This window comes from Delftia sp. DT-2 (assembly GCF_028401915.1).
In the GTDB taxonomy this organism is placed as follows: Bacteria; Pseudomonadota; Gammaproteobacteria; order Burkholderiales; family Burkholderiaceae_C; genus Comamonas; species Comamonas tsuruhatensis.
Genome location: NZ_JAQOTI010000001.1, coordinates 117,771 through 142,592 on the forward strand (window position 1 = coordinate 117,771; position 24,822 = coordinate 142,592).

A 24,822-nucleotide genomic window follows, 5' to 3' on the forward strand; every position below is an offset into this window, starting at 1 on the left:
CTTTGTCCACACACCCATATCCAGCCTTTGCGACTTTCAATCGACGTTGCAAATTCGGCTTTAGATTTGACTATCGGATAAAAGCAATGCCCGCTCTTGGCCGTTTGCCGTCATCCGAGAAGAGCAGCTTCTCTTGGCGATATCGATACGCAGCCAGCAATCTCTTGCCGCCCCATCCTGCCGACATCCCGTCATAGCGGCTGCCCAGGCGTTCCCCCTGCCGCCCAGCCACCAACCCAGCACAGCTTTTTTCGCCTGCGCCCGACCACCGCGAGCAAGCTTGCTCCACGCCAGGATCACTTCGGCAAGATCATCGTCCTCGCAGTAAAGGTAGGCAGTCGGCACTCCGAAGGTTTGCGCATTCCGGTGAGACTTTTCCACGGGTGGCCGCCATCGTCGTATCCAAGCCGAAAACAACCATCCTGGCTTTGCCGTCCGTTCTACGAATTCCGTAGAGACGCCCCTCGCCGATTCAACGAGCATCGCAGGATGCCTCATCATCCCGATCCTTCAACGGCTGCTTCTGCCGCGCCTCGGCTCGACGACCTCGCCATCGACGCCGTTCTGCACATGGGCGCCGCGCTGGATGTGCTGGACCTGCACGCTCGCCACAAGGTCACGGCCATCAATTGCGTGTGCCGCGATCTGCTGCGCATCTACTACGTGAAGGCCGATCAGGCGCAGTCGCTGGAGCCGCAGGACAAGGAATTGCTGGGCCTGCTGCACGACACGGCGGTGAACCTGGGCTATGCCATCGAGGTGGTGGACCATCTGAATGGGGATGAGGCCGACGACCCCATCCTCTATGCCGTGAGCTATCTGCTCAAGGCGGCCAAGCGGTTTGCGGATGAGGGTTTGTCTGCTGCGGTGTCTTGAAGCGCGCCACACCTAGCGCATGTTTGCCGAAACCCGAAAGAGCGCGGCGGGCTCGGTTTCATGGAGACACGACCAATGCCATGCTCCATTCACTGAATCCAGTTGCCACGCCTGGCATGGGTGCGTGTCCATCCGTCATCGATCTTGCCGCCGTTGATCTCGCAGGAAGCTGGCGTCTGCGTCGTGCCCTGCACTCTGGCTCCCGTGTGGTTTGTCATGGAAACGGGGGCGGCAATCACGAGGGTCACCACCCGGCGATCCTTGGTGGCGCTCATGTACGTGGCGCCCGGGGGCAGGCCGGCATTTTTCTGGTACCAGTCAAGACACATGCGCGCTTCTTCCTCCAGCATGGAGGAGGGCGATACAGCCTGTGGTGCGGGGGCTGACGCGGGCTTGGTGGCGGGCTCGGTCGGCATTGAATTCCGCAGAGGCTCGGGGGATGCAGGGGGCGGGTCCAGTTGCATGGGCTTGGCGGTGGTGCCTTGCGGGCAGGGGGCATCCTGGTACCAGGTTTTTCCGTCGGCAAGGCATTTCATGACGGCCTGGGCATCGGGGGCCAGGCCGGCTGCGGCCACCATCCACAGCAGACTTTTCAGCAGGGCGGTCATGTTTCGGGGTTGCTTGAGGGAAGTGCGCTTTGCATGTCTGCTGCCGCCAGTGGATGAATGGGCCATTGAGTCTCCAATGAAGTGAACTGGCTGCTGCGAGCCTTTGCCCCCCGGCGTTGCCAATGCGCTGCGGAGCTGGAAATGACGGGTTTCCTGACTCTTTTGCGGCCCCGTGCAGTGGTTATACGTCAGCCACTTCAACCGACCAATTCACCTGCCGAGCCAGACTTCCTTGAGCAGGCCTTGTCGGTGGCGTTTGCCATGGACCGCTTGCCTTTGAGATAAGTGATTGCTAAAGTGTTGCCATGCCCGAGAACGACATCTTCAAGGCCCTGGCCGACCCTACGCGCCGCTCCATCTTCGAGAAGCTGGCCGCTGGCAGCATGCATGCCAGCGCGCTGCGCGAGGGGATGGAGATCAGCCAGTCGGCCATGTCCCAGCATCTGGCCGTGCTGCGCAATGCGGGGCTGGTGAGCGAGCAGCGGCAGGGGCGCTTCATGCATTACGAGGTTGATCCCGAAGGGCTGGCGCAGATTGCGGGCTGGCTGGCGAAGTACCGCGCCTACTGGCCGCAGCGCGTGGATGCACTCAAGGGCCTGCTCAAGGACATGGACCAATGAACAAGATGAGCGATATGGACACCGACGATGCGGCCCGCGAGCTGGTGCAGGAGTACGCGCTGGACGCCCCGCCAGAGAAGGTCTGGCGCGCGCTGAGCATTCCCGAGCTGCGCGCGCAGTGGCTGCCGGGCACCGAGCATGCCGAGCCTTTGCAGCAGGTGCCGCAGCAGGAACTGCGCCTGCGGCTGCGCGAGGCGGAGCCGCCCTTTCTTGAAAGCACGGTGGACCTGCAGATCAGCCCCGGCGCCGATGGCGGCACGCTGCTGCGCATCGTCCATGTGCTGACCGATGCGCGGGTGCAGCCGGCCAGGGAAGCGGCCAACGACGGCGGCTTCCTGATGTACGCGACCTGAAACCCTGCCCGGGCAACGGGGCATGCGGCGCAGGGCCGCAGCCCTTTCTTTTTTCACCACCACACACAGGAGTTCGCCCATGCGCGAATCGATGATGCTCGTCCCCATGGTTGTCGAACAGTCGGCGCGCGGAGAGCGGTCCTTCGACATCTACTCGCGCCTGCTGCGCGACCGCGTGATCTTTCTCAACGGCGAGGTCAACGACGCGGTCTCTGCCCTGGTCTGCGCGCAACTGCTGTTCCTGGAGGCGGAGAACCCGGACAAGCCCATTCACCTCTACATCAACTCGCCCGGCGGGGTGATCACCAGCGGGCTGGCCATGTACGACACCATGCAGTTCATCCAATCCCCCGTGCACACGCTGTGCATGGGCACGGCGCGCTCCATGGGATCCTTCCTGCTCATGGCCGGCGAGCCCGGCCATCGCATGGCCCTGCCCAATGCCAGCCTGCACGTGCACCAGCCGCTGGGCGGCGTGCAGGGCCAGGCCTCCGACATCCGCATCCATGCCGAGGAAATGCTGCGCACCAAGGACCGCGTGACACGCCTGTACGCCCAGCACTGCGGCCGCAGCTACGAAGAGGTGGAACGCGACCTGGACCGCGACCGCTTCATGACCGCAGAAGAAGCCCGCGAATGGGGCCTGATAGACAAGGTTCTGGATCGGCGCATGGCAACCCCCTGAGCCGCAGCGCCAGCGAGCGGCTGCCTTTCTCCCCACTCCCGTATGTCAGCGCCTGCGGCGTGGCGGTTGCGGGGTTGCAAGCCTGCCGAAGGACAGGCTTGCTTCGTCATCTGACTCGCCGTGATGTTTGAACGTAGCGCGCAGCGCGAAGTGAGTTTCACGGCGAACCCCGCAACCGCCACGACGCAGGTTGCCCGCAGCGAAGCGGAGGGTCGCGGACATCCGGGTCGCCTTTTCTTGGCCTACGTTCTTTTGGCGAAGCAAAAGAAGGTAGGTCGGCCGCCGGGCCGAGACCCGGCCTCGAAAGAAAACCACCCGGCAGGGGCAAAGACGGAACCCTGGCCCACGCCAGAAGACTAACTGCGCCCCCGCATCACCCCCGCCAACAACGGCATCCCCGTCCTCCGAGTGAACTCCTCATAACTGATGGGCGCACTCATCCGCGTATCCGGGCTATTGGCCTGCCAGTGCGCCCAGGCACGCCCCGTGCTCGCGTCGTACACCAGCTTGAAGATATGGCTGGGCACATGGACCTTGCCCGGCCCGATGGTCAGGGGCTGGCCGTCGAACACCGGCCCGGTGAAGACGTAGACATCGCCCTTGGCGCGCTGGGCGTAGCGGCGCGTGTCCTGCTCGACCTTGCTCCAGACGCCGCCGTTGTGGGTCTGGTCCTGGGGAACCATGTTGGCCAGGCTGAAGCTCTGGGCCATGGCCTCGGGCGAGTACATGTCGCCGGCCGGCGCCATGTGGCCGCGCGAGTAGCCGGAGCGGCGGTAGTCGTCCAGTTCGGCACGCTCGGCGCGGGGCAGGCGGGCATCGGCATAGAACTTGTCGCTGCGCTTGAGGCCCTGGCCCTGCTCCAGCAACTGGCGGTTCAGGCGCTCCACCACGAAGACGGGCGTCTTGGTCTGTCCGCTGTGCAGCACGGCGAAGGCGCTGAAGCACAGCTCGCGCTGAAGGGGCTGGACCTGCAGGGCAGGGGGCTCGCCACCGGGGAAGAAATCGCGGCAGTGCGAAAAGCCCGTGGCCAGGCTGCCGGCAGGCGGGCTGCCACCACCGGAGGCCGTGCCCGAACCTGTCTCCGGCTGCTTGCGCAGGTGCTCCAGCCCGGGGATGGGCAGGGTGGACAGCAGGGGAGGCTCGGGCAGTTTGGGATGCCAGTTCGGGTCCAGGCTGCAGCTGGCGATCTGGAAGGTGCCCGCTGCCGCCACTACGGCGGCGATCACGGAGCGCCACAGTCCGCTGCGGCCGCTGCGGCCGGAGGCTTTCTTCTTGGAGGCGGGGGAGGAACTGCGCTTGCGCGCGGAAGGCTTCTTGTTCTTGACTGTCATTCGGGGGCGGCAGGCGCTGGCCGCAGGGAGGCAAGTCCGCAATGGTGCGGGTTCTGGTTCGGGTCCTAGGAATTCTCCTATGTTTCCAGGTCCCCAAATGTGTCCAGGTGCTCCGAAAGCGAGCCGTGCGCTGCCGGTCCTCAGGCCTTGGGCTGGAGACGGGCCGCCCGGTGTTCGGACGGTGCGCCGAACCAGCACAGCGCCAGGGCCAGCACCGCGATGCCGCCCAGCGAAAGAAAGGCCGCATCAAAGCCGAAGCGCTGCGCAATCCAGCCTGCCAGTGCCGGGCTGGCGGCCGCGCCCAGGCCCTGCAGCGTCATCACGGCGCCCAGGCCCGCGTTGACGTGGCCGGTGCCGCGCAGCGTCTGCGCGACCAGGCCCGGCAGGGCAACGCCCAGCAGCCCGGCGCCCACGCCGTCCAGCACCTGCACGGGGATCAGCGCCCAGTCGGAGTCCCAGGTGGCGGCGACCAGGCCGCGCAGCGGCAGCGACAGCAGGGCCGCCTTGACCAGCAGCCAGTAGCCGCTGCGCTGGGCGTGGCGCCCGGCGAGCAGGGCCATGGGGATCATGACCAGTTGCGCCACGATGATGGTCAGCGCCGTGAAGCCGCTGGGGTTGGCATGGCCGCGCGCCACGGCGGCCTGGCCCAGCAGCGGCAGCATGGCGGCATTGCCCAGGTGGAACAGCAGCATGGCCACGGCCAGCACCCGCAGCGCCGGCGTGCCCGTGAGCACGTGCAGCAGGCCGGGGGCGCAAGGCCCGGCCTGCTCTGGGGGCGGCGTGCCTTGCGGGGTTTCATCCAGCCGCATCAGCGCCAGGCAGGCCAGCGATGCGCAGCCCATCAGGGCCATGAGCACGAAGACGGAAGGCAGTCCCCAGCGCAGGCCCATGGCCCCCGCCAGTGCGGCCGTGGCCACGTTGCCGGCGTGGTTCCAGGCTTCGTTGATGCCCAGTTGCCGGGGCAGGTCCGCATGGCCGGTGATCTGCAGCGTGATGCCCAGCAGGCAGGGGGCGATCAAGGCCGCGACCACGCCGGTGATGACCTGCGATGCCGCCGTCACGGCCAGCGACGGTGCGATCCAGATGGCCAGGTTGCCCGCCAGCAGCAGGGCGATGGCCCCTGCCAGCAGCCGGCGCTTGCGGCGCGAGGCATCGACCAGCGCGCCCAGTGGCGTGGTGGCCAGCATGCCCGCGATGCCGCCCAGGGCCATGACGTAGCCGATGTCGTCCAGCCGCCAGCCCTGGGCGAGCAGGAACACGCCCAGGAAGGGGCCCAGGCCGTCGCGCACATCGGCCAGGAAGAAGTTGAGCCCCGGCAGCCAGCGCCGCGCATGGTGGTGTGTGCGGTGCATGGCGGCTTCCTTCAGCGCAGGGGGCCCTTGAACACGAAGAAGGCGCCCAGGCAGATGAAGCCGAAGCCCACCAGGTGGTTGAGGGTGAGCTTCTCGCCCAGGTAGAGCACGGAGAAAACGGCGAAGACCACCAGCGTGATCACCTCCTGGATGGTCTTGAGCTCGGCCGCGCTGTAGACCTCATGGCCGAGCCGGTTGGCAGGCACGGCGAAGCAGTACTCGGCCAGCGCGATCAGCCAGCTCACCAGGATGACGAGGTACAGCGGGCGGTTCTCGAACTTCAGGTGCCCGTACCAGGCGAAGGTCATGAAGACGTTGGAGATCAGCAGCAGCAGGACGGGGGCGATCTTGGGGGACATGGCGGGTTCGGTGAAAGCGGGAGAGCAGGGCAGCAGGGAAGCAGGAAACCAGGAAGGGGCAGGAACCCGCCCGGCCCCGGGGACCGGGCGGTGGCGTCAGCGCGCGCGGTCGTACAGCGGCTGCAGGTCCGACAGGCTGGCACCCATGCTGATGGCCTCCAGCGAGGTGCCGTGCGCGTTGCGCGTGCCCAGGCCCGAGGCGGCAAACAGCTGCCCCGGCTGCAGCGGCTGCTGCAGCGCATGGGGGGCAAAGCGCACGATGGCGCCGTCGGACAGGATGACGCCGTTGGCATCGCCGCGCGGGCCGGTGAGAACAGCCTCGATGCGGCCCTGGGCCTGCTGCGTCTGCAGTCCGGCCATGCGCAGGTGCGGGGGCATGGGGCGGGCGCGGCCGGGCTCCGGTGGCTGGTCATACACGGTCTGGCCGGTGGCGGTGTTCACGATGGCGTCGGCCTTGACCGCACCACCGGCCTCGCTGCGGCCGATGATGCGCACCGTGTCGCCCACCTTCACGGCGGTCGTCAGCGCATCGGCCATGTGGGGCGGGAACCGGACCACCGTGCCGTCGGTCAGGCGCAGCCCGTCCACTTCCCCGTAAGGGTTGGTGAGCAGCCGGGCGACTGGGCTCTCGAGCACGGCCTGCGCGTGCGGCATGGCCGCGTGGGGCGCGCCGGGGCCGTGGGCAGGCAGGGGCGGGGCGGCATGCGCGTTCAGTGCGCTGGCACCCAGCCACAGGGCGGCGGAAGAAAGGGTGAGACGGGTCATGATGGCTCCTGGGTTGGCGATGGACATGCACAGTCCAATGCAAGCGCCATGCCATCCGGAAACCTCATGAAATCAAGGGCTTGCGGTCGCTGATGCGGGCCATGTGTCCGAGATGGCGACAGGGGGTGTCACCCATTCGGACACCGCAGGCGGCGCCTGTGCCCGCTGCTGCCTCAACCCAGCCCGAACTCCGCGAGCTTGCGGTACAGCTGCTGGCGCGACAGGCCCAGGCGGCGTGCGGCCTCGGCACGGTTGCCCATGGTTGCGGCCAGGGCGCGCGTGACCATTTCACGTTCCAGCTGGGCGACGGCGGGGGCCAGCGGCCCGTTCCAGTCGATGGCGGGGCCGTTCGCCGCCGCAGGCTGCAGGCCGATGTGCTCGGGCCCGATGACCGGCCCGGGGCACAGCAGGGCCGCACGCTCCATGGCGTTGCGCAGCTCGCGCACGTTGCCGGGCCAGTCGTGCGCCAGCAGCAGGCGCGCGGCGTCGGCCCCCAGGCGCTTGGGCGAGGCGCCACCGCCTTGGCGCAGGAAATGCTCGGCCAGCAGCAGCACGTCGCCCAGGCGCTCGCGCAGCGGCGGCAGGTGCACGGGCACGACCTGGAGCCGGTACCAGAGATCCTCGCGAAAGCGCCCCTGCCTGACGGCGTCCGGCAGGTCGCGGTGCGTGGCCGCGATGATGCGCACGTTCACGGGCAGCGCCCGGCTGGCGCCCACGGGCGTGATCTCGCGCTCCTGCAGCGCCCGGAGGATCTTGGCCTGCGTGGGCAGCGGCATGTCGCCCACCTCATCGAGGAACAGCGTGCCGCCCTGCGCCTCGCGAAAGCGCCCGGCGCGGTCGCTGACGGCGCCCGTGAAGGCGCCCTTCACATGGCCGAAGAGTTCGCTTTCCATCAGGTCTGCCGGAATGGCAGCGCAGTTGACGGCCACGAAGGGGCGTTCCGCCCGGACGCTGTTGCGGTGCAGGGCGCGTGCCACCAGTTCCTTGCCCGTGCCGGTCTCGCCCAGCACCAGCACGGTGGCGTCGCTGTCCGCCGCCAGGCCGATGCGCTTGAAGACCTGCCGCATGGCCTCGCTGCCGCTGACCAGTTCACCATCGTCATGCATCTGCGGCTGGTCGGCTTGGCCGTCCCCGCAGTCCTGGGCCGACCCTGCGCCTTGCAGCGCGCGGTCCAGGGCCTCAACCAGGGCGGTGCGGGCGATGGGTTTGGTCAGGTGGTCGAAGGCGCCCAGGCGCATGGCCTCGATGGTGTTGCCGCCGCTGGCGTAGGCCGTGAGCATGATGCAGGGCGCCCGCGAGAGGCCGCGGGCCTTGCGCAGGAAGGCCAGGCCGTCCTCGCCCGGCATGCGCAGGTCCACGATGGCCGCATCCACGGACCCGGCCTGCAGGATCTGCAGCCCCGCCGCCACGGTCGGGGCCTGGCTGACCCCATGGCCCAGGTCGCCGAGCATCTCGGCCAGGCTTTCACGGAAGGCCGTGTCGTCGTCCACGATCAGGATGCGGGCCATGGAAATTCCATTTCTATGCGGGTGCCTTGTGCAGTCTTGCCTTGTGCAGTCTTGGCCAGGGCGATCCGGCCGCCGTGGGCCTGGACGATTTCGCGCACCAGCGCCAATCCCAGCCCGGTGCCGCCGGGGCGTGCGGTGGTGAAGGGCTCGAACAGCGTGTCGCGCAGTTCGGCCGCGATGCCGGTGCCGTCATCGGCAATCCACAGCCGCAGGCAGCCTTTGGCGTCCCGGTCCGCGCCCAGTTCCACCCGGCCGCCGTCCGCCGTGTGCGCCAGGGCGTTGAGCAGCAGATTGTCCAGCGCGCGGGCCATCTGTGCGGGGTCCAGCAGCGGGCGGCGCCCTTCCCGCAGGTCCCGGGCAAGGCCGGCGGACACCGCCGTTGCCAGCTGCACGCCGCTGGCCTGGGCCATTTCTGCATGGGCCTGGAGCCTTTCGTCCAGCAGCTGCTGCAGGTCCACGGGCTCCGGGTGCACGCGGAAGGGCTGGGTCAAGGCCAGCAGGCTCGATACCAGGTCTTCCAGGCGCGCGGTCTGTGCCAGCACGGCCTCCAGGGCGCCCTGGCTGCGGGCCTGCCGCAGTGGCTCGGGCGCGGCCAGGGCGTTCTCGGCCTTCATGCGCATGGTGCCCAGCGGGTTGCGGATCTCGTGCGCCAGGCCGGCCGACAGCCGGCCCAGGGTGGCCAGCCGTTCGGCGCCGAGCAGTTGCTGCTCCATCTGTGCCGACTGCCGCTGCCAGCGCCGCAGCATTCTGCCCAGCCACAGGCCCGAGACCAGGACCATGCCCAGCAGCAGGCTGACGGCAAGGATGAGGGGGTTGACCACGTCGGCGCTGATCAGGGGGACGCGCATCAGCGTCCAGGCCACCAGGGCGGGCGCATCGGCCTGGGCCGGGCAGGCGGCAAAGACCACCGCCTCGCGCAGGCCGGGGCGCAGGTCGGTCACCAGCCCGGCGCTGTCCCGTGCGCGCTGGGCGGTGGAGGCGATGCGCTCCATTTCCGCACTGGGCGCATCGCGCTTGATGCCCGAGCCGTCATAGGTGGGAAACGCATAGGCCACCACGCCAGGGCCCTCGTGCCAGAAGCCGCCCTCCATGCCGGGGCGCTCGCGCAGCGCCAGGTCCAGCACGGCCTGCGCGGCGGACCGGGCCTGGGCAGATGGCGTATCTGCCGTCAGCCCCGCCAGCCCCATGCGCGCGGCCCCGGCCTGCAGCGCGCTGCAGCTGACGCCTGCGGCGTCGCGGGCGCGGGCAATCTGCGGTTCGGTGCCCTGCCGGGTCAGCAGCAACAGCAGCCACGCCAGCACCAGGGCGACGGCCGAGATGGTGAGCCAGAGGATCACCAGATCCCGTTGGATGGACTTTTGCGGGGACAGGGCCGGCTCCTGAAGTGATGCGCTGGAACATACACCGAAAGGGGGGCCGCGCCTGGCAGCCAGGGCAGCGTCGTCCTGCGCAGCCGCCGTGAAAGTAACGCCGTGGCGTGCCGGCGTTACGTGACATCGCCCGTAACGCTGCGGGGTGACACGGTGGTGGCTGTGCTTGGGTGTTCAAATAAATCAATAGGTTACAGATGGCTTTGCGTTGGATGAAGACGTCCAGGCCCATGGCACGCTTGTTGCAACAGGATGCAAAAAGCTTGTCGCAGTGTCTGGAAAACCGTGTGCTGCGCCGGCCGCCCCATTGATCGCTGTCTTTCGGAGGAGAAACCATGGCCGCTGTCTCGTTGTCGTTTGCAGGCATGCCCCTGCCGCGACTGCGCGCCTACCCGGAAAGGGCGCGCAGCAAGCCGTTGAACGTGCCCGCGTCGTTTGCGTCTGCCGCCGTGCCGCGCACCGCTGCGCGCGAGGCGGGCGACGGAAGCCCCCATGCGCAGGTGGCGCAGGCGGCGCCGGTGGCGCTGCTCACGCGGGTGAGCGAGGGCGTGCGCATCGTGCGGCGCAGCGATGTGATCGTGGCGCAGGCCGGCGCCTTGCTGCAGCAGGGCGACCGGGTCATCGTGCCGCAGCAGGGCAGCGCGCAGGCGGTGTTCCAGGAGCAGGACGGGCAGGCGCTGCTGGGCAGCTTTGCCGGCGGAACGGATGCCACGCTGGCGTATTTCAGCCGCAAGGCGGATGCCTGCTCGGTGGTCTTTGACCTGATGGCCGGCCATGTGGACCTGGCGCTGTCGGCCGTGGATGCCGGCATGCTCGGCGGCGGGCCGGCCGGCCGGGGGCGCAGGGCGATCGGATTTCACTGCTATTCACAACCCATTGCAGGCCGTTGAACGAAGGCGCTCACCATGCACGACATCATCGAACCCTCGCACAGCGACATGCCCCTGGATCTGGCCATCTGGCTGCCGCCCCTGCAGGCCTGGCGCAGCGTCTATGGCAACGGTTTCTGCGACGAGGCCATGCAGGCCTGCATGGACCGGCTCAAGGGCCTGGGCATTGATGCCCAATCGCTGGAGCGCGCGGGCGATACGCTGCTGGTTCGCGGGTTCGACCCCCGCACGCTGGCCGACACGGTGCTGCCCGGCCATCATGCCCGGCATGGCTGGATGCATGCGCTGGAGTCCGCCCTGGTGAGTGAGCCCGTGGTGCACGGCTCGCGCCAGGCCTATCTGCGGGCCGAGGTGCAGGCGCTGGGCTGCGTCTCCTTCGCGGGGCTGCACGAGATACGCGGCAAGGGCCACGCCACGGCGGGCGGCCAGGACATGGCGGTGCGCAGAATGCCCGCCAGGCTCATCAAGGGCTACCAGGCCGACATGCAGCTGGCGGGCCGCCTGCTGGACGATCTGCGGCTGGGCCATCTGGCGCTGGCATTCCAGCCCGTGACGCTGCTGGAGCCCGGGGGCATGGCAGGGGGAGGCAGTGGGACCGGCACGGGCCGCACGCTTTACCACGAGTGCCTGCTGCGCCGCAGCGTGTTCTCTGCCTACGACAACTATGCCGTGCCCCATGCCATCGAGGCGCTGGAGCGGCTGGGCCTGGCCGCGCGGCTGGACCGCAGCGTGCTGTGGTCGGTGATAGGGGCGCTGGAGATGAAGACCGGCCACAGCCTGGGCTGCAATCTGTCGGCCGCCTCGTTCTGCGACGAGGCCTGGTGGGAAGGCGTGTTCGACTATCTGGAGGAGCGGCCCGAGATCGCCCAGCGCCTGGTGCTGGAGATCACCGAGACCGGTGTCTTCCCCTGCGAGAAGGCCGCGCTGGGCCTGGTGCGGCACCTGCAGATCCTGGGCGTGCGCATGGCGCTGGACGATATCGTTCCCCGGCGCGGCGGCCTGGACATCCTGGGCAAGCTGCGCGCCAACATCGTCAAGATCGACAAGTCCGTGCTGGACCAGAGCCTGCAGGCCCGGCCGTCGGCCCGGATGCTGCAGGGCCTGATCAGCCTGTGCGCCGACCGCGGCGCCTGCGTGATCGTGGAAGGCGTGGAGTCCGCCCAGGGCATGGAGGCCGTGGCGCTTGCGGGGGCGCATGGCGTGCAGGGGTTTTTCATAGCCCGGCCATCGCTGCATGGGCTGCTCGACCAGGTGGTGTGCGTGGCCGATGTGCTGGAGGTGCTGCAGGCGTCCGAGGCGCAGGAGGGCGACGCGCTGGACATGGCACTGAGCATGGCCCTGAGCTGGAGTGGCATGGACCGTGTGACGGCTCTTTCGGCTGCCGACGGCGGGACTGGCGGGGCCGTCGGCGCTGTCGGGGCTGTCGGGGCCCCTGCATCGGCGCTGTCCGCCGCCTAGGCGCGCAAGGGCCCGCACCTGAACGCAGGCCGGGCCCGGCCCGCATTGCACCTCACTCCAGCATCAGCGGGCTCGCCCTGCGCCGCGCCATGGCCAGGCGGAACAGGTCCATGAAGCGCGGTGCCACGTTGGAGATGTGAAAGCGCTTGCCCGTCTCGCGCGCGGCCCGGCTATAGCGCTGGCGCCGGGCCGGGTCGTCGCGCAGCTGGCGGATGGCGCCGATCCAGGCGTCGTCGCTGTCGGGCAGCAGCAGGCCGTTGACGTCGTTTTGCACCAGCTCCGGCACAAAGCCCCAGTTCGAGCCGATCACGCAGCCGCCGCGCGCCAGGATCTCCATCAATCCCCAGTTGGCCACGCCGTAGCGCAGCGGGTAGAGGAACAGGTCCACCGAGGCCAGGGTGCGCGCGAACTCGTCGTACGGCAGCTTGCCCGGGAACTCCACCACCTGTGCGGCCGGGTGGATCTGCAGCAGATGGTCGCGGAAACTGGCCACCTTGCCCTGGTAGCGGCGCTCCACCCATTGCTGTTCGTAACCATAGGTCACGGCCGTGGGGTCGCCCAGGGCGATGAAGCGCATCTGCTGGCCATCGCCCTCGCGCACCAGGCGGTCGACCAGGCGCATGAAGGTCTCGAAGCCCTTGGAGCTGGACAGGTCGCGCGATGAGAAGGCCACGGTGAAGCGCGCGTCCTGGCGCGGCACCGGCTCGGCCTGCTCGTCAGGGGCCTGGATGTCGAAGCCCTCGAACTGCACGGCCACGCGCTCCTGCAGCAGCGGCGGGAACAGCGAGCGCGCATGGGCGCTGGGCGCGATGGTCAGGTCGCTGCACAGCACCTGGTGGTAGTGCAGCATTTCCATGTTGCGGTCGGCCAGGCGCTGGGACAGGTCGGGCGGGTAGTCGGGCTCGTTGCCGTGCACGCGGTAGCTGGGGAATTCGATGTAGCTGACGATGGCGGCATCGATCTCGCCGTACAGCAGGTTGGGCGCGGCCCACAGCGAGTGGGCGACCACCACGTCGATGCGCTTGCCCTTTTCCTTCTCGAAGGCCTGCAGGCCCTGCAGCAGGCCGCGGCCTATGCGCGCCGAGCGCTCCACCTTGCTGGAGTAGTAGTAGCTTTGCGGGCCGACGATGTCGCCATCGGGCCGGAACGACAGCAGGTGGTCGCACTGGCTGGCGTAGTTCTCGGCATGGCCGGGCATGGTCATGAACCAGCTGTCGGCCGCGCCGCTGGCGCGAAGGTGGCTGCACAGCAGGCTGTACTGGCTGGGGTAGACGGCGCTGACGAAGATGATGACCGGCTTGTCCTGCATGTTCGTGGAGGTCTCCATGGCGTGGGGGGATGGGGATGTGTCGGAGGGCGTGCTCAGCCCGGCACGGGCACTTCGGGCTCGCCGTCGCTGATCTGGTACTTGCGCATCTTTTCCCAGAGCACCTTGCGGCTGATGCCCAGGTGCTGGGCCGTGTTCTGGCGCTTCCAGTCATTGGTGTTGAGCGCCGCGATGATGCGGTTGCGCTCGTCCATGTCCCAGTTGCTGCGGTCGGCCAGCAGGGGCTCGGCGGCGCCGGCGTCCGGCGGGAAGGTGGTGGCCGACAGGGCCTGGGCGTGCTGCAGGATGCGCTGCGTGGCGCCGTCGGCGTTCCAGTCGCGCGTCTGGCGGGCGGCCACGCCGATGCGCTCGGCCAGGTTGCGCAGCTCGCGCACATTGCCGGGGAAGTACATCTGGGCCACGGCGTCGAGGATGAAGAAGGGCGGCTCGCCCAGCTCCTTCATCGTGGCCTCGCCCACCACCTTGTGCAGGATGGCGTGGAAGATGGCCAGCTTGTCGGCCTCGCCGCGCTCCTCCAGGCTGGGGATCTGCAGCTCGATCACGGCCAGGCGGAAGAACAGGTCGGCGCGAAAGCGTCCCTCGCGCACCAGCCCGCGCAGCGGCTTGTTGGTGGCCGCCACCAGCCGGAAATCCAGCCGCACGGCGGCGGCCGACCCCAGCCGCGTGATGGCGCGCTCTTCCAGCACGCGCAGCAGCTTGACCTGCTGATACAGCGGCAGGTCCGCGATCTCGTCCAGGAACAGCGTGCCGCCGTTGGCCTGCTCCAGATAGCCCTTGTGGGCATTGACCGCGCCCGTGAACGAGCCCTTGGCGTGGCCGAAGAACAGGGACTCGAACAGCCCGTCCGGGATGGCGCCGCAGTTGACCACCACGAAGGGGCCCTGGCCGTAGCGGTTGTTGCGCTCGTGCAGCCGCTCGGCAATGCGCTCCTTGCCCACGCCGGTCTCGCCGATGATGAGCACGCTGTGCTCGCAGTCGGCAAAGGTGTCCACGTCGCGCAGCAGGCGCTGCATGCAGTCGGCCACGGCGATGATGTCCTCCGAGCGCTGCACCTGGCGCTGGTTGCTCTGCATGCGCCGCAGTATGCGCACCAGCATGGCCCGCAGCTCGGCCCCCGTGAAGTCGAAGGGCAGCACATGCGAGTACTCCATGGCATAGGTGCCGGCGTTGGCGTCGCGCTGCTTGGCGCTGACCCACAGCACGGGCATGCCGAAGGTGCCCTCCACGCCCTGGCGCGTGAAGCGCGCGCCCTCCAGCACCGAGACGCTGACCACGGCGATCGCATTGCCCAGCTCGCTGGTGTCGGCGGGCAGGGTCAGCCCGTCGGCGCGCACCACGTCCACGCCCAGGTTGAGCACGCAGCGCTCCACCCGCTCGGCGATGTCGGCCTGGCCTTCCCAGACATAGATGACGAGCTCGTCCAGATTCACGTTGCATTCCCTCGTTGTCGATTCATGGATTGGATGGCCTGTGCAGTTCAAAAAACCAGTTGCGCCGTGTCGCAGCCGATGGACAGGGCCTTGATGTCGGTGCGGCCCACCTCCAGGCCCAGCGTGTCCTTGAGCACCGTGGTCAGCAGCCCGCCCACGCCGTTGAGGATGGGCTTGAGCACGCCGGTGATCACCGGCTTGAGCAGGGTGCACAGGGCGCCGGTGCAGGTGAGGTTGTTGTCGCGGTTGAGCAGGGACTGGATCTCGGGGCTGTTGGCGTTGATCGCGTACAGGTACTGCGGGTGCGAGGTCAGCAGCTTGGTCACGTTGTGCTTGACGCAGCCGTTCCAGTTGAGCAGCGAGCTGAGCAGGCCCGCGCAGCTCTGGTAGCCGTTGTCGTAGGTGGAGATGCCCAGCACATCCAGCAGGCCGCCGGGCACGCTGGTGTAGGAGTTGAGGGCTGCCGAGAACGTGCCGCTGTTCCAGGTGGAGGACGGGCAGGCCACCAGCAGGCAGGACTTGGCGATGGCGTTGTTGAACGTGAAGTTGGAGGTGAGCAGCGGCGGCATGTAGTCCTTGTCGCTGGCCACGCCGCGCCCGTTGAGCAGCAGGTTGGTGAGGCTGGTCACGTTGTAGAGCCCGTTCACCATGGAGGCGTCCAGATAGGAGCCCAGCAGCCGCGTGGTGATGTCGGTGGGCGTGGTGCCCGGCGGCTGCAGCAGGCCGCTGAGCAGGTTGAGCAGTCCCGTGACGATGTTGTTGACCGTGTCGCCCAGCGCCAGCTGGTTCACCTGCGTGGAGCGGTTGGTCTTGGACCAGTTGGGGTCGGCCGGGTCTTCGTAGCCGGGCTCCATGCCCAGGCCCGTGGTGGAGTCTGTGTACTCCAGGGCCGGCACCCACAGCTTGCCGTTCAGCACGGGCAGGTGCAGCAGGGTGATGAGCTGCTCATTTTGCAGGCCCTTCTCGCAGCTTTGCTTGTTGTTGGGGTCCATCTTGCCCACGCAGGCGTTGAGGATGGAGGACTTGACCGACAGGTCCATGGTCTGCGGGCTGGCGCTGCACTGCAGCGCCGTCAGCGTGCCCGTGGCGTTGGTGATGTCCACGGCAATGGGCAGCTTGACCTGGGTGCCCAGGATGTCCTTGACCAGCCATTTGAGCGCGCCGCCCAGCAACTGGTCCGTGTCCACGTTCAGGTTCAGCCGGATCTGCGCGCTGTAGCCCTGCGTGCCGACGGGGCCCACGGCAATGGTGGGCGGCTGCACGATGGTCAGCTGGGCCTTGATGAGGCCGGCCACATCGAGCTGGTTGGCCTGCAGCGCATGGCCGTTGGCACCGATGGCGATGGCGGTCTTGAGCACGTCGCCGATGCCCAGCTGCACGTCCATGGCCGCGTTCAGCGGATCGGTGCGGCCGGCGCCCAGGAAGGCGAACAGGCCCTTCTGGTCATCCAGGCTGCCCAGCGGGATCTTGATGGTGCTCAGCCCCGCGTTGATGATCTGGGTCTTGAGCGCGTTGAGCTGCACGGCCAGCGCGTTGTCGGTGATGGCGCTGATGGAGGCATCGATCACGTTCAGCAGGGTGACGCTGGCGATGTTGGCCAGGCCCTCGGGCGACAGCGCGCGCAGCTGCTCTATGCCCAGGTTCACGCCCAGGGCCTTGAGCAGGCCGGCCGGGCTGATCTTGGCGTCGGCCAGGCCCTTGGAGTCCAGCAGGGTCAGCATGCCCACGTCCAGCCCCACCAGGCCCAGCAGCCCGCCCAGCGGCGTGTCCTTGTTGAAGCGCAGCAGCTGCGAGCCCACCTGGAAGGACGCCACCGAGTCGTTGCGCATGGCAATGGCCTCGGCCACCACGAGGCGGCTCCAGGTGCCGGGAAAGATGGTGGGCGAGGTGCCGCCCACCGTGACGCGCGCCGCGTTGAGCGGGCCGGAGGCGGCGTCGAAGAAGCGGCCGCCGCTGGACTGCCTGGCCGGGTCCGCCGGGTTCCAGTTGCCGCAGCTGACCAGGGTCTGGGCGCTGCTGCGGGTCAGGGGAACCGGCCAGTTGGCCGTGATGCTGTCCTCGCCCGCCGTCACGCAGGCGGCGCGGTTGCTGCGCTCGGCATTGATGGTCTGGGCGGCCTGGGTGGCTGCCAGATCGGCAATGCGCTGCAGGTCGCGCTTGGCGTAGTACATGTAGCCCAGGTCCACGATGCCGAGCAGCAGGAACAGCACCGAGCCCAGCAGGGCGAACTGCACCAGCAGGCTGCCGCCTTGCCGGCGCCCTTGCCGGCGCGTTCTGGGGCGTCGTACGGATGCGGGGAGGTGGGTGAGCATGCTCTGGTCCTCCTGTCTTAGCTGCCGGGGGCGAGCCTGATCAGGCTGCGGGCCTCCAGGCGCGTGGGTTCGCCCAGGGTCTGGCTGCCCACCTGCAGGCCCTGGCCCAGCACGGGGGGAAGCATGTACACCACGCTCAGCGTGGCCTGGGAACTGGTCCAGTCGATCTGCACCTGGGTGGGCGCCGTGCCGGGCGGAATGCCGCTGGCCGTCAGGCTCTGGTTCACCACGTCGGTGGTGGCCTGCAGGATGTTGGCGCGCTCGGCCGGCTTGGCCGGATTGAAGCCAGCCATCCCGCCGAAGGCCAGATGCTGGACCATGCGCGCGCCGTCGCCCGTGGCGCGCGCCACCGACTGCTGGGCCTGCAGCACGCGCCAGTACACGAACATGCCCATCAGCAGCATCACCATCACCCCGGCGATCAACGCGAACTCCACCGCCGCCACGCCGCGCTGCCGCCTGTGCAGCCCTGCCGCGAAGGTATCGCCGGTGTCCTGCATGAACTCGGCCGATGCAGCAGGGCGTGCCCCACGCACGGCATGCCCCAACCCAGGGACACCGAGGAAGGGCCTAAGACGGCCGCGCCGCCCCGCCCCGAGGGTGTCGCCGGTGGCCCGGATGCCCCCCTCCCGCGAAGCGAGAGAGGGGGAAGGCGCGAAGCGACTCAGGGGGAGCTTCATAGCCCCCCCCTGTCCACCATGATGCTGGCGCTGGCGGTCAGCGTCGTCGGCATGACCAGGCCGAAGCCCGGCAGGGCGGGTGCTATCGGGCTGGTTCCATAAGGGATGGTGAAGCCCACGCGCACCATGCAGCGTTCGGCCACCAGCACGCCGCAGGTCAGCGTGGCCGAGCACAGCTCGCTGTTTTGCAGCCTGCAGATGCGCACGTCGATGCTGCCTGCCGTGGGCCTCAGGTCGGCCGGCAGCCAGTCCAGCCGCTGCTGCACCAGGCTGCGGGCTGCGTCCAGGCGGGCGCTGCGGCTGGTCTGGTAGCGCAGCGTGGCCCGCGCGGCGTCCTCGGCGGCGGCCTGCATGGATTCGCGCACCAGGAACGCCAGCCCGTAGCTGATGCAGGCGTACAGCAGGGCGAAGAACACCGGGAAGATGATGGCCCACTCCAGCGCGTACACCCCCCGCTGCCGCAGGCTGGCAGGCCGGTGGGGGCGGTGAGCGCGGAGTGGGCGCCGGATCATGGTCGTTCCTCAAGCTGCTGGCCGGGGCGGGCTCAGTTCTTGCCGCCGGCTTCGACGCCGGTCTTGTACAGGGCGGGGATTTCCGTCTCGAAGCTCTTGAGGTAGCGCGCATAGCTGCGCCGCGCCTGCTCGCCGTCGATGGGGCGGGCACGCTGGCCCGGCTGGCTGTGCTGCATTCCCAGCAGCCGCAGGGTGCCGCCGCCGATGTCGATCTCGCGCCGGGGCACGTACATCACGGTTCCATCGGGGTTGGTGTAGAGCGTGTAGCCGGCCAGGATGGAGTCGGTGGAGGGCTCGGCGAACACATGGGGCCGTGCATCCACCTGCTCGGGCGGGCTCTGCACTTCGCCAAAGGCCTGGGCGTGTGCCGGGGCCGTATGGGTCAGGGCCAGTGTCAGGGCCAGTGTCAGGGCCAGGCCGGCAGCCGGCAGCCAGGGCGCCAGCGCTGCGGCGGCTGCGCGGCGGGGCAAATGCATGCGGTGTGTGTCTGGCATGTCGTGGTCCTCAAAGTGGCGAGGCCGGTGCTGCGCCAGCGGCGCCGGACGGCTCGGACAGAAGAATGCGCCGGGTGATGCCGGCCGGCAGGGCGCTCGCGTCGGTAGCGGGCCTGGGCACGGGCTCCACGCCCCGCGCCTGCCGGGTCCCGGGCGCGGGCGCTGCGGACAGTTGGCCGCCGCGCAGGCGCACCGCCTCGTTCACGCTGGCCAGCTGGGACTGCAGGGTCTGCAGCGAGGTCTGGTCGATCATGGGCAGGGCGCCCTTGGCCTGGGGCTGCGCCAGCTGGCGCAGCAGCTGGGAGGCCTGGGTCTCGTTGCCGCTGGCCAGCCAGAACAGCGCCATGTTCAGCTGCACCCGCGCGTTGGCCGGGGCCAGCTGCGAGGCCTGCATGATGGGCATCTGCGCGGCGGCCAGCTGGCCGTCGAGCATGTGGGCGTAGGCCAGGTCGCTGAGCACGTTGGCGTCTATGGGATTGAGCTGGCGCGCCTTCTCCAGCTGTTCCACGGCCTGGCCATACTCGCCCTGGCTTGCGTGCAGCAGGCCCAGGCCGCGCCGCGCGCGTGCCGTGGTGGCGCCCTGCAGCAGCGCCTGGTAGGCCTGCCGGGCCTGCTCGGCCTGGCCGGTGTTGCGCAGCGCGTCGGCCCGCATCAGGCGCGATTCCGGTTGCGTGCCGTATTGCTGCTCGAAGGCCTCGGTATGCGCCAGCGATGCATACCACTGGCCGGCCTGCTGCATCTGCGTGATCAGGTCCAGATAGGTCTGGGCGTTGTCGACCTGGGTGGCCTGCTGGGCGTTTTGCAGCTGCTGCTGTGCCTGGGCTGCGGTCTCCTGCTGCGAAGAGGTGGCGCCGTAGCCTTGCGGCCCTTTGCCGGCGCAGCCGGCCAGGGCCAGGGCCAGGGCCATGGCCAGGGGGGCCAGGGCTGTCCGCGCTGTCAGTGCTGTCAGCGCTGGCGTCCGCCCGGCGGGGGTGCCTTTGTGGTGTCGCATGCCTAGCGTCCTCCCATGGTGGTCAATGCCCTGATCACGGCCAGGAAACCGGGGCCCGCCGTGATGACCAGCAGGGCGGGCAAAAGCGTGAGGACCATGACGCCCGTCATCTTGACGGTGATGGAACCTATCTTTTCCTTGAAGCTGGCCTGGCGCTTTTCGCGCAGCCGGATGCTGAATTCCTTGAGCGGCTCCTGCACGGCGCCGCCATGCTTGTCCACCTGCACCAGCAGGTTGACGATGGCGCTCATGTCGTCGTCCGCGCTCATGTTGACCATGCGCTGGAAGGACTGCTCGCGCGTGCGGCCGGTGTTGTAGAGCTGGTTGGCCAGGGCCAGCTCGCCGCTGATGACGCGCAGCACGCCCTTGAACTCCGAGGCCAGGATCTGCAGGCTCTGGTCCACGCTCAGGCCCACGCCCTGCAGCAGTCTCAGCAGGTCCACGAACAGCGGCAGTTCCTCGACCACCTGCTCGCGCCGGCCCTTGGCCCGCGAGCGCAGAAACCACTTGGGAAGCATGAGCCCCAGGCTCACTCCCACAAAGCCGTAGACCAGCGCAGCGTTCTCGCCGGGGCGCAGCACACCCAGCGCCAGCAGGGGCAGGACCACGCACAGCACCATGCGGCTGGCCACATAGGCCATGCTGCCGTTGCGCGTGCCCACGCCGGCCTGGTCCAGCAGCTTGCGGTCCTCATCGGCCAGCAGGGCCTTGGCCACGCCCCATTGCAGCCAGGCCGGTGGCGGCAGGTTGGCCGCCACCGCCTGCGGGGAATCGGACGAACGCACGTTGATGGACAGCGGGTTGAGCAGTTGCGCGTCGTTGGCCTGCATGGCGCTCTTCGTGGCCGCCTTCGTGGTCGATTCCGAGTCGCGCGCCTGCAGGATCCTGGCGACCTGGCTGGAGGCGCGTGCCGAGCGCCACAGCCTCCACACCAGGGTGGACGCCCACAGCACCAATCCCAGAGCGCCCAGGCCGATGCTGGCGATCCACAGTTGCTGCGTGTTCATGCGTGGCTCCTTGCGCAGACGGGTGGGCGGGCGTGTGCTTGTGCCTGTGCTGTCATGGGTTCACCTCAGCTTGGCCAGCCGGTACAGGAGAAAGGCGCCCAGCGCTTCCAGGGCGGCGGCGACCAGGACCATGGTCTGGCCGCTGTCGTCGTTCCACATGCGCATGAAATAGCCCCGGTTGATCACCATGATCAGCGTCCCCACCACCAGGGGCAGCAGGGCCAGCACCCAGGCCGACATGCGGATCTCGGAGGACAGCGCATGCAGTTCGCGCTCGGCGGACTGGCGGTCGCGGATGTAGGCCGACACGCGCTCGAGCACCAGGTCGGCGCGGCCGCCATAGCGCACGCTCATGCGGAACACGGCGGCCAGCAGGCCGAATTCGGGCAGGCGCCAGTTGCGCTCGAGCTGGCCCATGGCCTGCCCCAGATCGTGCGAGGCACTGAGCATGGCCGCCGCCTGCTGCAGGGCATCGCCCAGCGGATCGGGGACGTTGTTCAGCGCCATCTGGAAGGCCGCATGGGGCGAGTTGCCGATGGAGATCAGGCGGACCATGTTGTCCAGGAAGCCGGGCAGCTGCTGCAGCAGCCTTTCGCGGCGCTTGGCCTGCCGCCGCCAGATGCCCAGGCCCAGAAGCACGGCATAGAGCACGGCCACCACCAGCCCTGCCGCCGCTCCTGCCTGGCTGGCAGCCAGCAGGGCCAGGACCAGGCCGGTGATGGCGAACAGGGCCAGGGTGTTGGATGAGATGCCCCAGGACTGGATGCCCAGGCGCTGGTTCAGCCATTGCACCGCGGCAGGCGCCGGCGCAGGCTGCGGCGCGGCGGGCTTGTAGACAGGCTCGGCCATGGCAAGCGCGGGCGCAATCGCCTCCCTGTGGCCTTCGACGCTGCGCTGCAGGTGCAGCTTGATCGACTGCTCATGCTCCTTGCGGCGCCCGCGCATGATCACCCAAAGCGCCAGTGCCAGCAGCAGGCAGGCCAGCGCGCCAAGGATGAGGATCACGGGTGCCAGGCCTGTCATCGCACGCCTCCGCTGCCGGCCTGCTGCTGCGAGCGCCACCAGCTCAGCAGCTTGGGCGAGTGGGGCGAGATGCCCAGCGAGACCCAGTGGTCGATTTCATGCCCGTCAGGGCCCACCTGGGGCTCGTAGCGGTACAGCTCCTGCATGGAGATCATGTTGTCCGTCATGCCCGTGACCTCGGTCAGCGACAGCAGGCGCCGGCGGCCGTTGGACAGGCGGCCGATCTGCACGATGAAGTCCACGGCATTGGCGATCTGGCGGCGCAGGCTGACCTCGCTGCCCTGGAAGCCCGCAAAGCCTGCCAGCATCTCGGCCCGGTACAGGCACTCGCGCGGCGAGCTGGCGTGGATGGTGCCCATGGAGCCGTCATGGCCGGTGTTCATGGCCTGCAGCAGCTCCAGCACTTCGCCGCCGCGCACTTCGCCGACGATGATGCGGTCGGGCCGCATGCGCAGGCTGTTGCGCAGCAGGTCGCGGATGCTGACGTGGCCCGAGCCGTCGAAGCCGCCGGGGCGGCTTTCCAGCCGCACCACATGGTTGTGGTTGAGGGCCAGCTCGGCCGTGTCCTCGATGGAGACGATACGCTCGCTGGAGGGGATGAAGCTGGCCAGCGCGTTGAGCAGCGAGGTCTTGCCCGAGCTGGTGCCGCCGCTGACCAGGATGTTGCAGCGCGCCTGCACGGCCATCTCCAGGATGCGGCAGATGTCGTGGTTGAAGGTGCCCAGCTGCACCAGCTCGGAAGGCGTCAGCGGGTCCTTGCGGAACTTGCGGATGGAGACCGAGGGGCCGTCGATGGACAGCGGCTCGATGATGACGTTGATGCGCCCGCCATCGGGCAGGCGGGCATCGACCATGGGGCTGGATTCATCGAGACGCCGGCCCAGCGGCGCCAGGATGCGGCGCACGATGCGCAGCACATGCTCGTCGTCCTTGAAGTGCAGGGTCTCGCGCTGCAGCACGCCGCCGCGCGAGACGTAGATGTTGCCATGGCCGTTGATGAGGATGTCCTCGACCCGGGGGTCCTCCAGCAGCGGCTGCAGCGGTCCCAGTCCCGTGAGTTCGCGCGTGAGGGCGCGCGCCACCTGCAGCGCCTCCTGCTCGTTGACGGGCACGGAGTGCAGGCGGATGAAGCTGTCCAGCTCCATCAGCACGAACTGCGCGATGGCAGCCTGCGACCAGCGGCCGAACTCGGCGCCCAGCTCCTCGATGCGGCTGAGCAAATGCTCGTGCGTGCGGTTCTTCAGGTCGAGGAACAGCGCGCTTTGCTCGAACTCGCTGGCCTGTGCGTCCGCCAGATGGGAATAAGCCGTGGTCGTCATGGTGCGTTCAGCTTCTTGTTCGGTGGAAGAAACGGTTCAGTCCGCGGGCGGGCGCGGCCTGATCGCCCGCATGGGCCTGGTGGTGGGTGGTGATCAGCAAGGTGGCGAGCTTGTCCACGGCCTGCACATAGGGCTCCCGCTGCAGGCGGCTGGGCAGCAGCTGGCCCTGGTTGACGGCCTGGGCCAGCTCCCGGCGGCGCTCGGGGATGGTGGCCAGCAGCGGCAGCTGCAGCTGCCTGGCGATCTGCTGGGCCTCCAGTTCGAGCTGGCTGTCGTGCCGGCTGACGATGAGGTGCATGCGTTCGCGCTCGATCTTTTGCTCGTCCAGCTGCCGCAGCAGTTCGGTGGTGGAGACCACGCTGGCCACGCTCTGGTCGCAGACCACCCAGACCTGGCTGGCGCGCAGCGCCACGCGCATGGCCAGGTGGGTGGGGACGACGGCGCCCAGGTCGGCAATCACGTGGCGGAAGTACTGGCGCAGGCGCAGCAGCAGGGCATCGACGTCGGCATACGAGACATCGCGCAGGCGGCTGGACTGGCGCGGCAGCGTGAGCATGCGCAGGCCGCTTTCGTGGCGTGACAGGCCGGTGGAGGCCAGGCGCCGGTCGAAGCGGCGCAGGTTGTTGACGGCCTCGATGAAGTCGAAGTCGCTTTGCGTTCCCATGTACAGGGAGCAGTCGCCGCTGGGATTGCCCAGGTCGATGAGCAGGCCGTCCAGCGTTTCGTTGCTGATTTCGCTGGCGCTGATTTCTTTGCCCTCGATCCGGCCGTGCAGGCGCTTTTGCAGATACCAGGCCAGGTGCGAGACCAGCAGGCTGCTGCCCAGGCCCGCGCGTGCGGACAGGATGGCCGTCAGCGGCGCGCTGGGCGCGCTGGACTGCGGTGCCGGCATGCGCTTGATCAGCTCGCGCACGGTCTGCAGCGCGGTCTGCACGGGCGCGTCCACGTCCAGGAAATCCTGCACGCCGGCACGCAGGGCGGCCAGCATGCACTGCGGGTACTTGGTGCGGCCCACAGCCACGCAGGGCAGGTGGGGGTGGGAGATGTGCAGCTGGGAGGCCAGATGGGCGGCCTCGTCGGTGGACAGCGGGTCGAAATGCACAAAGATGGCATGCGGCATGAAGCGCTGTACCTGCTCCGTGATGTTGTCCTGGAAGCGCGCCACGTGCAGCCGTGTGCCGTCCAGCATGCGCTGCATCCAGGACTGGGCCAGCGCGCTTTCGGGCGTGCCGGCATGGATGAACAGCAGCTCCATCTCCAGCACATCGTCGAGCGGCTGTGGCGGCTGGCGCAGCGCGGCAGTCGATGCAGCGGCGGACGCCGCTGCGGCATGGGGCGGCGCCATCCTGTCCGGTGGCGCCTTGTCCAGCAGCGCCTTGTCCAGCAGCGCTTTTTCCTGGGCCATCGCGTCGGTGGCGGGCTGCAGCTTGCCGGCCAGCGAGGTCGAGGAACGCAGACCCAGCAATGTCTCCAGCGAGGTGGGTGAGCCGATGGCCGGCGAGCCTGTGGCGTCCACAGGCGAATCGGTTGCGGTGGGCTTGCTTGTCATGTC

24 protein-coding genes are annotated in these 24,822 nt (G+C 68.6%); 6 read left to right on the forward strand and 18 right to left on the reverse strand.

What is annotated here, in order from left to right; all coding sequences use genetic code 11:
- Positions 1-489 precede the first annotated feature (489 nt).
- Positions 490-876, forward strand: a complete 387-nt coding sequence (locus tag PO605_RS00565; protein ID WP_272205766.1) for a hypothetical protein — start codon at positions 490-492, stop codon at positions 874-876.
- Between the two features lie 89 nt (positions 877-965).
- Here PO605_RS00565 and PO605_RS00570 read toward each other — a convergent pair whose 3' ends face one another.
- A complete protein-coding gene (locus PO605_RS00570; RefSeq protein WP_156136023.1) occupies positions 966-1,685 on the reverse strand; it encodes a DUF4124 domain-containing protein in 720 nt (239 codons plus the stop codon).
- A 104-nt stretch (positions 1,686-1,789) separates the two neighbouring features.
- On the opposite strand from PO605_RS00570, the gene PO605_RS00575 reads away from it, so the two are divergent.
- The 3 genes from PO605_RS00575 (at position 1,790) to PO605_RS00585 (ending at position 3,142) form a co-directional block, all read left to right on the forward strand.
- Positions 1,790-2,104 carry an ArsR/SmtB family transcription factor gene (locus PO605_RS00575; protein WP_012203973.1) on the forward strand — a complete coding sequence of 105 codons (315 nt, stop codon included), beginning with the start codon at positions 1,790-1,792 and terminating at the stop codon, positions 2,102-2,104.
- The gene (locus PO605_RS00580) at positions 2,101-2,457 is read left to right on the forward strand and encodes an SRPBCC family protein (protein ID WP_047471196.1); all 357 of its coding nucleotides are present in this window, start codon (positions 2,101-2,103) and stop codon (positions 2,455-2,457) included. The genes PO605_RS00575 and PO605_RS00580 overlap by 4 nt, the downstream gene beginning before the upstream one ends.
- Before the next feature lie 79 nt (positions 2,458-2,536).
- Positions 2,537-3,142 (forward strand): ATP-dependent Clp protease proteolytic subunit, encoded by a 606-nt coding sequence (locus tag PO605_RS00585; RefSeq protein ID WP_047471194.1) that lies wholly within the window; start codon positions 2,537-2,539, stop codon positions 3,140-3,142.
- A gap of 356 nt (positions 3,143-3,498) precedes the next feature.
- Here the strand turns inward: PO605_RS00585 and PO605_RS00590 are convergent, their stop codons facing one another.
- The 6 genes from PO605_RS00590 to PO605_RS00615 all read right to left on the reverse strand — a co-directional run bounded on the left by PO605_RS00590 (position 3,499) and on the right by PO605_RS00615 (position 9,794).
- On the reverse strand, positions 3,499-4,473 hold the full coding sequence (locus tag PO605_RS00590; protein WP_047471193.1) for a DNA/RNA non-specific endonuclease: 975 nt from the start codon (positions 4,471-4,473) through the stop codon (positions 3,499-3,501).
- Between the two features lie 140 nt (positions 4,474-4,613).
- Positions 4,614-5,825 (reverse strand): MFS transporter, encoded by a 1,212-nt coding sequence (locus tag PO605_RS00595; RefSeq protein ID WP_272205767.1) that lies wholly within the window; start codon positions 5,823-5,825, stop codon positions 4,614-4,616.
- 11 nt (positions 5,826-5,836) lie between these two features.
- Positions 5,837-6,184: a DMT family protein gene (locus tag PO605_RS00600; RefSeq protein WP_012203978.1), complete on the reverse strand. Its 348-nt coding sequence runs from the start codon at positions 6,182-6,184 to the stop codon at positions 5,837-5,839.
- A 96-nt stretch (positions 6,185-6,280) separates the two neighbouring features.
- Complete coding sequence (locus tag PO605_RS00605; RefSeq protein WP_047218997.1) at positions 6,281-6,949, reverse strand: hypothetical protein; 669 nt, start codon at positions 6,947-6,949, stop codon at positions 6,281-6,283.
- A gap of 173 nt (positions 6,950-7,122) precedes the next feature.
- Positions 7,123-8,457: a sigma-54-dependent transcriptional regulator gene (locus PO605_RS00610; protein WP_047471040.1), complete on the reverse strand. Its 1,335-nt coding sequence runs from the start codon at positions 8,455-8,457 to the stop codon at positions 7,123-7,125.
- Complete coding sequence (locus PO605_RS00615; protein ID WP_272205768.1) at positions 8,442-9,794, reverse strand: sensor histidine kinase; 1,353 nt, start codon at positions 9,792-9,794, stop codon at positions 8,442-8,444. The genes PO605_RS00610 and PO605_RS00615 overlap by 16 nt, the downstream gene beginning before the upstream one ends.
- A gap of 368 nt (positions 9,795-10,162) precedes the next feature.
- Here PO605_RS00615 and PO605_RS00620 point away from each other — a divergent pair, with 368 nt between their 5' ends.
- Positions 10,163-10,717 (forward strand): hypothetical protein, encoded by a 555-nt coding sequence (locus tag PO605_RS00620; RefSeq protein WP_016450340.1) that lies wholly within the window; start codon positions 10,163-10,165, stop codon positions 10,715-10,717.
- Between the two features lie 15 nt (positions 10,718-10,732).
- A complete protein-coding gene (locus PO605_RS00625) occupies positions 10,733-12,175 on the forward strand; it encodes an EAL domain-containing protein (protein WP_047472091.1) in 1,443 nt (480 codons plus the stop codon).
- A gap of 52 nt (positions 12,176-12,227) precedes the next feature.
- Here PO605_RS00625 and PO605_RS00630 read toward each other — a convergent pair whose 3' ends face one another.
- From PO605_RS00630 to PO605_RS00680, 11 genes are all read right to left on the reverse strand, one after another.
- Positions 12,228-13,502 carry a glycosyltransferase gene (locus tag PO605_RS00630; protein WP_016450342.1) on the reverse strand — a complete coding sequence of 425 codons (1,275 nt, stop codon included), beginning with the start codon at positions 13,500-13,502 and terminating at the stop codon, positions 12,228-12,230.
- 35 nt (positions 13,503-13,537) lie between these two features.
- Entirely contained in the window at positions 13,538-14,932 is a 1,395-nt protein-coding gene (locus PO605_RS00635; protein ID WP_016450343.1) for a sigma 54-interacting transcriptional regulator, read from the reverse strand.
- A 47-nt stretch (positions 14,933-14,979) separates the two neighbouring features.
- The gene (locus PO605_RS00640; protein WP_047472090.1) at positions 14,980-17,244 is read right to left on the reverse strand and encodes a TadG family pilus assembly protein; all 2,265 of its coding nucleotides are present in this window, start codon (positions 17,242-17,244) and stop codon (positions 14,980-14,982) included.
- Positions 17,245-17,261: 17 nt separating this feature from the next.
- On the reverse strand, positions 17,262-17,780 hold the full coding sequence (locus PO605_RS00645; RefSeq protein WP_227472670.1) for a TadE/TadG family type IV pilus assembly protein: 519 nt from the start codon (positions 17,778-17,780) through the stop codon (positions 17,262-17,264).
- A gap of 140 nt (positions 17,781-17,920) precedes the next feature.
- The gene (locus tag PO605_RS00650; protein WP_016450346.1) at positions 17,921-18,436 is read right to left on the reverse strand and encodes a TadE/TadG family type IV pilus assembly protein; all 516 of its coding nucleotides are present in this window, start codon (positions 18,434-18,436) and stop codon (positions 17,921-17,923) included.
- A 32-nt stretch (positions 18,437-18,468) separates the two neighbouring features.
- Complete coding sequence (locus PO605_RS00655; protein WP_047472093.1) at positions 18,469-18,930, reverse strand: DUF3613 domain-containing protein; 462 nt, start codon at positions 18,928-18,930, stop codon at positions 18,469-18,471.
- Positions 18,931-18,940: 10 nt separating this feature from the next.
- Positions 18,941-19,921, reverse strand: a complete 981-nt coding sequence (locus PO605_RS00660; protein WP_272205769.1) for a hypothetical protein — start codon at positions 19,919-19,921, stop codon at positions 18,941-18,943.
- A gap of 2 nt (positions 19,922-19,923) precedes the next feature.
- Positions 19,924-20,928, reverse strand: coding sequence for a type II secretion system F family protein (locus PO605_RS00665; RefSeq protein WP_047471309.1), 1,005 nt, complete (start codon positions 20,926-20,928; stop codon positions 19,924-19,926).
- 60 nt (positions 20,929-20,988) lie between these two features.
- A complete protein-coding gene (locus tag PO605_RS00670) occupies positions 20,989-21,951 on the reverse strand; it encodes a type II secretion system F family protein (RefSeq protein ID WP_047471308.1) in 963 nt (320 codons plus the stop codon).
- On the reverse strand, positions 21,948-23,270 hold the full coding sequence (locus tag PO605_RS00675; RefSeq protein WP_047471306.1) for a CpaF family protein: 1,323 nt from the start codon (positions 23,268-23,270) through the stop codon (positions 21,948-21,950). The genes PO605_RS00670 and PO605_RS00675 overlap by 4 nt, the downstream gene beginning before the upstream one ends.
- 7 nt (positions 23,271-23,277) lie before the next feature.
- Entirely contained in the window at positions 23,278-24,819 is a 1,542-nt protein-coding gene (locus PO605_RS00680) for a pilus assembly protein CpaE (RefSeq protein ID WP_016450675.1), read from the reverse strand.
- Positions 24,820-24,822 lie beyond the last annotated feature (3 nt).

Coding starts and splice junctions, on each gene's coding strand:
- PO605_RS00565 (WP_272205766.1), top strand. CDS start 490: ATGCCTCATCATCCCGATCCTTCAACGGCTGCTTCTGCCGCGCCTCGG.
- PO605_RS00575 (WP_012203973.1), top strand. CDS start 1,790: ATGCCCGAGAACGACATCTTCAAGGCCCTGGCCGACCCTACGCGCCGC.
- PO605_RS00580 (WP_047471196.1), top strand. CDS start 2,101: ATGAACAAGATGAGCGATATGGACACCGACGATGCGGCCCGCGAGCTG.
- PO605_RS00585 (WP_047471194.1), top strand. CDS start 2,537: ATGCGCGAATCGATGATGCTCGTCCCCATGGTTGTCGAACAGTCGGCG.
- PO605_RS00590 (WP_047471193.1), bottom strand. CDS start 4,473: ATGACAGTCAAGAACAAGAAGCCTTCCGCGCGCAAGCGCAGTTCCTCC.
- PO605_RS00595 (WP_272205767.1), bottom strand. CDS start 5,825: ATGCACCGCACACACCACCATGCGCGGCGCTGGCTGCCGGGGCTCAAC.
- PO605_RS00600 (WP_012203978.1), bottom strand. CDS start 6,184: ATGTCCCCCAAGATCGCCCCCGTCCTGCTGCTGCTGATCTCCAACGTC.
- PO605_RS00605 (WP_047218997.1), bottom strand. CDS start 6,949: ATGACCCGTCTCACCCTTTCTTCCGCCGCCCTGTGGCTGGGTGCCAGC.
- PO605_RS00610 (WP_047471040.1), bottom strand. CDS start 8,457: ATGGCCCGCATCCTGATCGTGGACGACGACACGGCCTTCCGTGAAAGC.
- PO605_RS00620 (WP_016450340.1), top strand. CDS start 10,163: ATGGCCGCTGTCTCGTTGTCGTTTGCAGGCATGCCCCTGCCGCGACTG.
- PO605_RS00625 (WP_047472091.1), top strand. CDS start 10,733: ATGCACGACATCATCGAACCCTCGCACAGCGACATGCCCCTGGATCTG.
- PO605_RS00630 (WP_016450342.1), bottom strand. CDS start 13,502: ATGGAGACCTCCACGAACATGCAGGACAAGCCGGTCATCATCTTCGTC.
- PO605_RS00640 (WP_047472090.1), bottom strand. CDS start 17,244: ATGCTCACCCACCTCCCCGCATCCGTACGACGCCCCAGAACGCGCCGG.
- PO605_RS00650 (WP_016450346.1), bottom strand. CDS start 18,436: ATGATCCGGCGCCCACTCCGCGCTCACCGCCCCCACCGGCCTGCCAGC.
- PO605_RS00655 (WP_047472093.1), bottom strand. CDS start 18,930: ATGCCAGACACACACCGCATGCATTTGCCCCGCCGCGCAGCCGCCGCA.
- PO605_RS00660 (WP_272205769.1), bottom strand. CDS start 19,921: ATGCGACACCACAAAGGCACCCCCGCCGGGCGGACGCCAGCGCTGACA.
- PO605_RS00665 (WP_047471309.1), bottom strand. CDS start 20,928: ATGAACACGCAGCAACTGTGGATCGCCAGCATCGGCCTGGGCGCTCTG.
- PO605_RS00670 (WP_047471308.1), bottom strand. CDS start 21,951: ATGACAGGCCTGGCACCCGTGATCCTCATCCTTGGCGCGCTGGCCTGC.
- PO605_RS00675 (WP_047471306.1), bottom strand. CDS start 23,270: ATGACGACCACGGCTTATTCCCATCTGGCGGACGCACAGGCCAGCGAG.
- PO605_RS00680 (WP_016450675.1), bottom strand. CDS start 24,819: ATGACAAGCAAGCCCACCGCAACCGATTCGCCTGTGGACGCCACAGGC.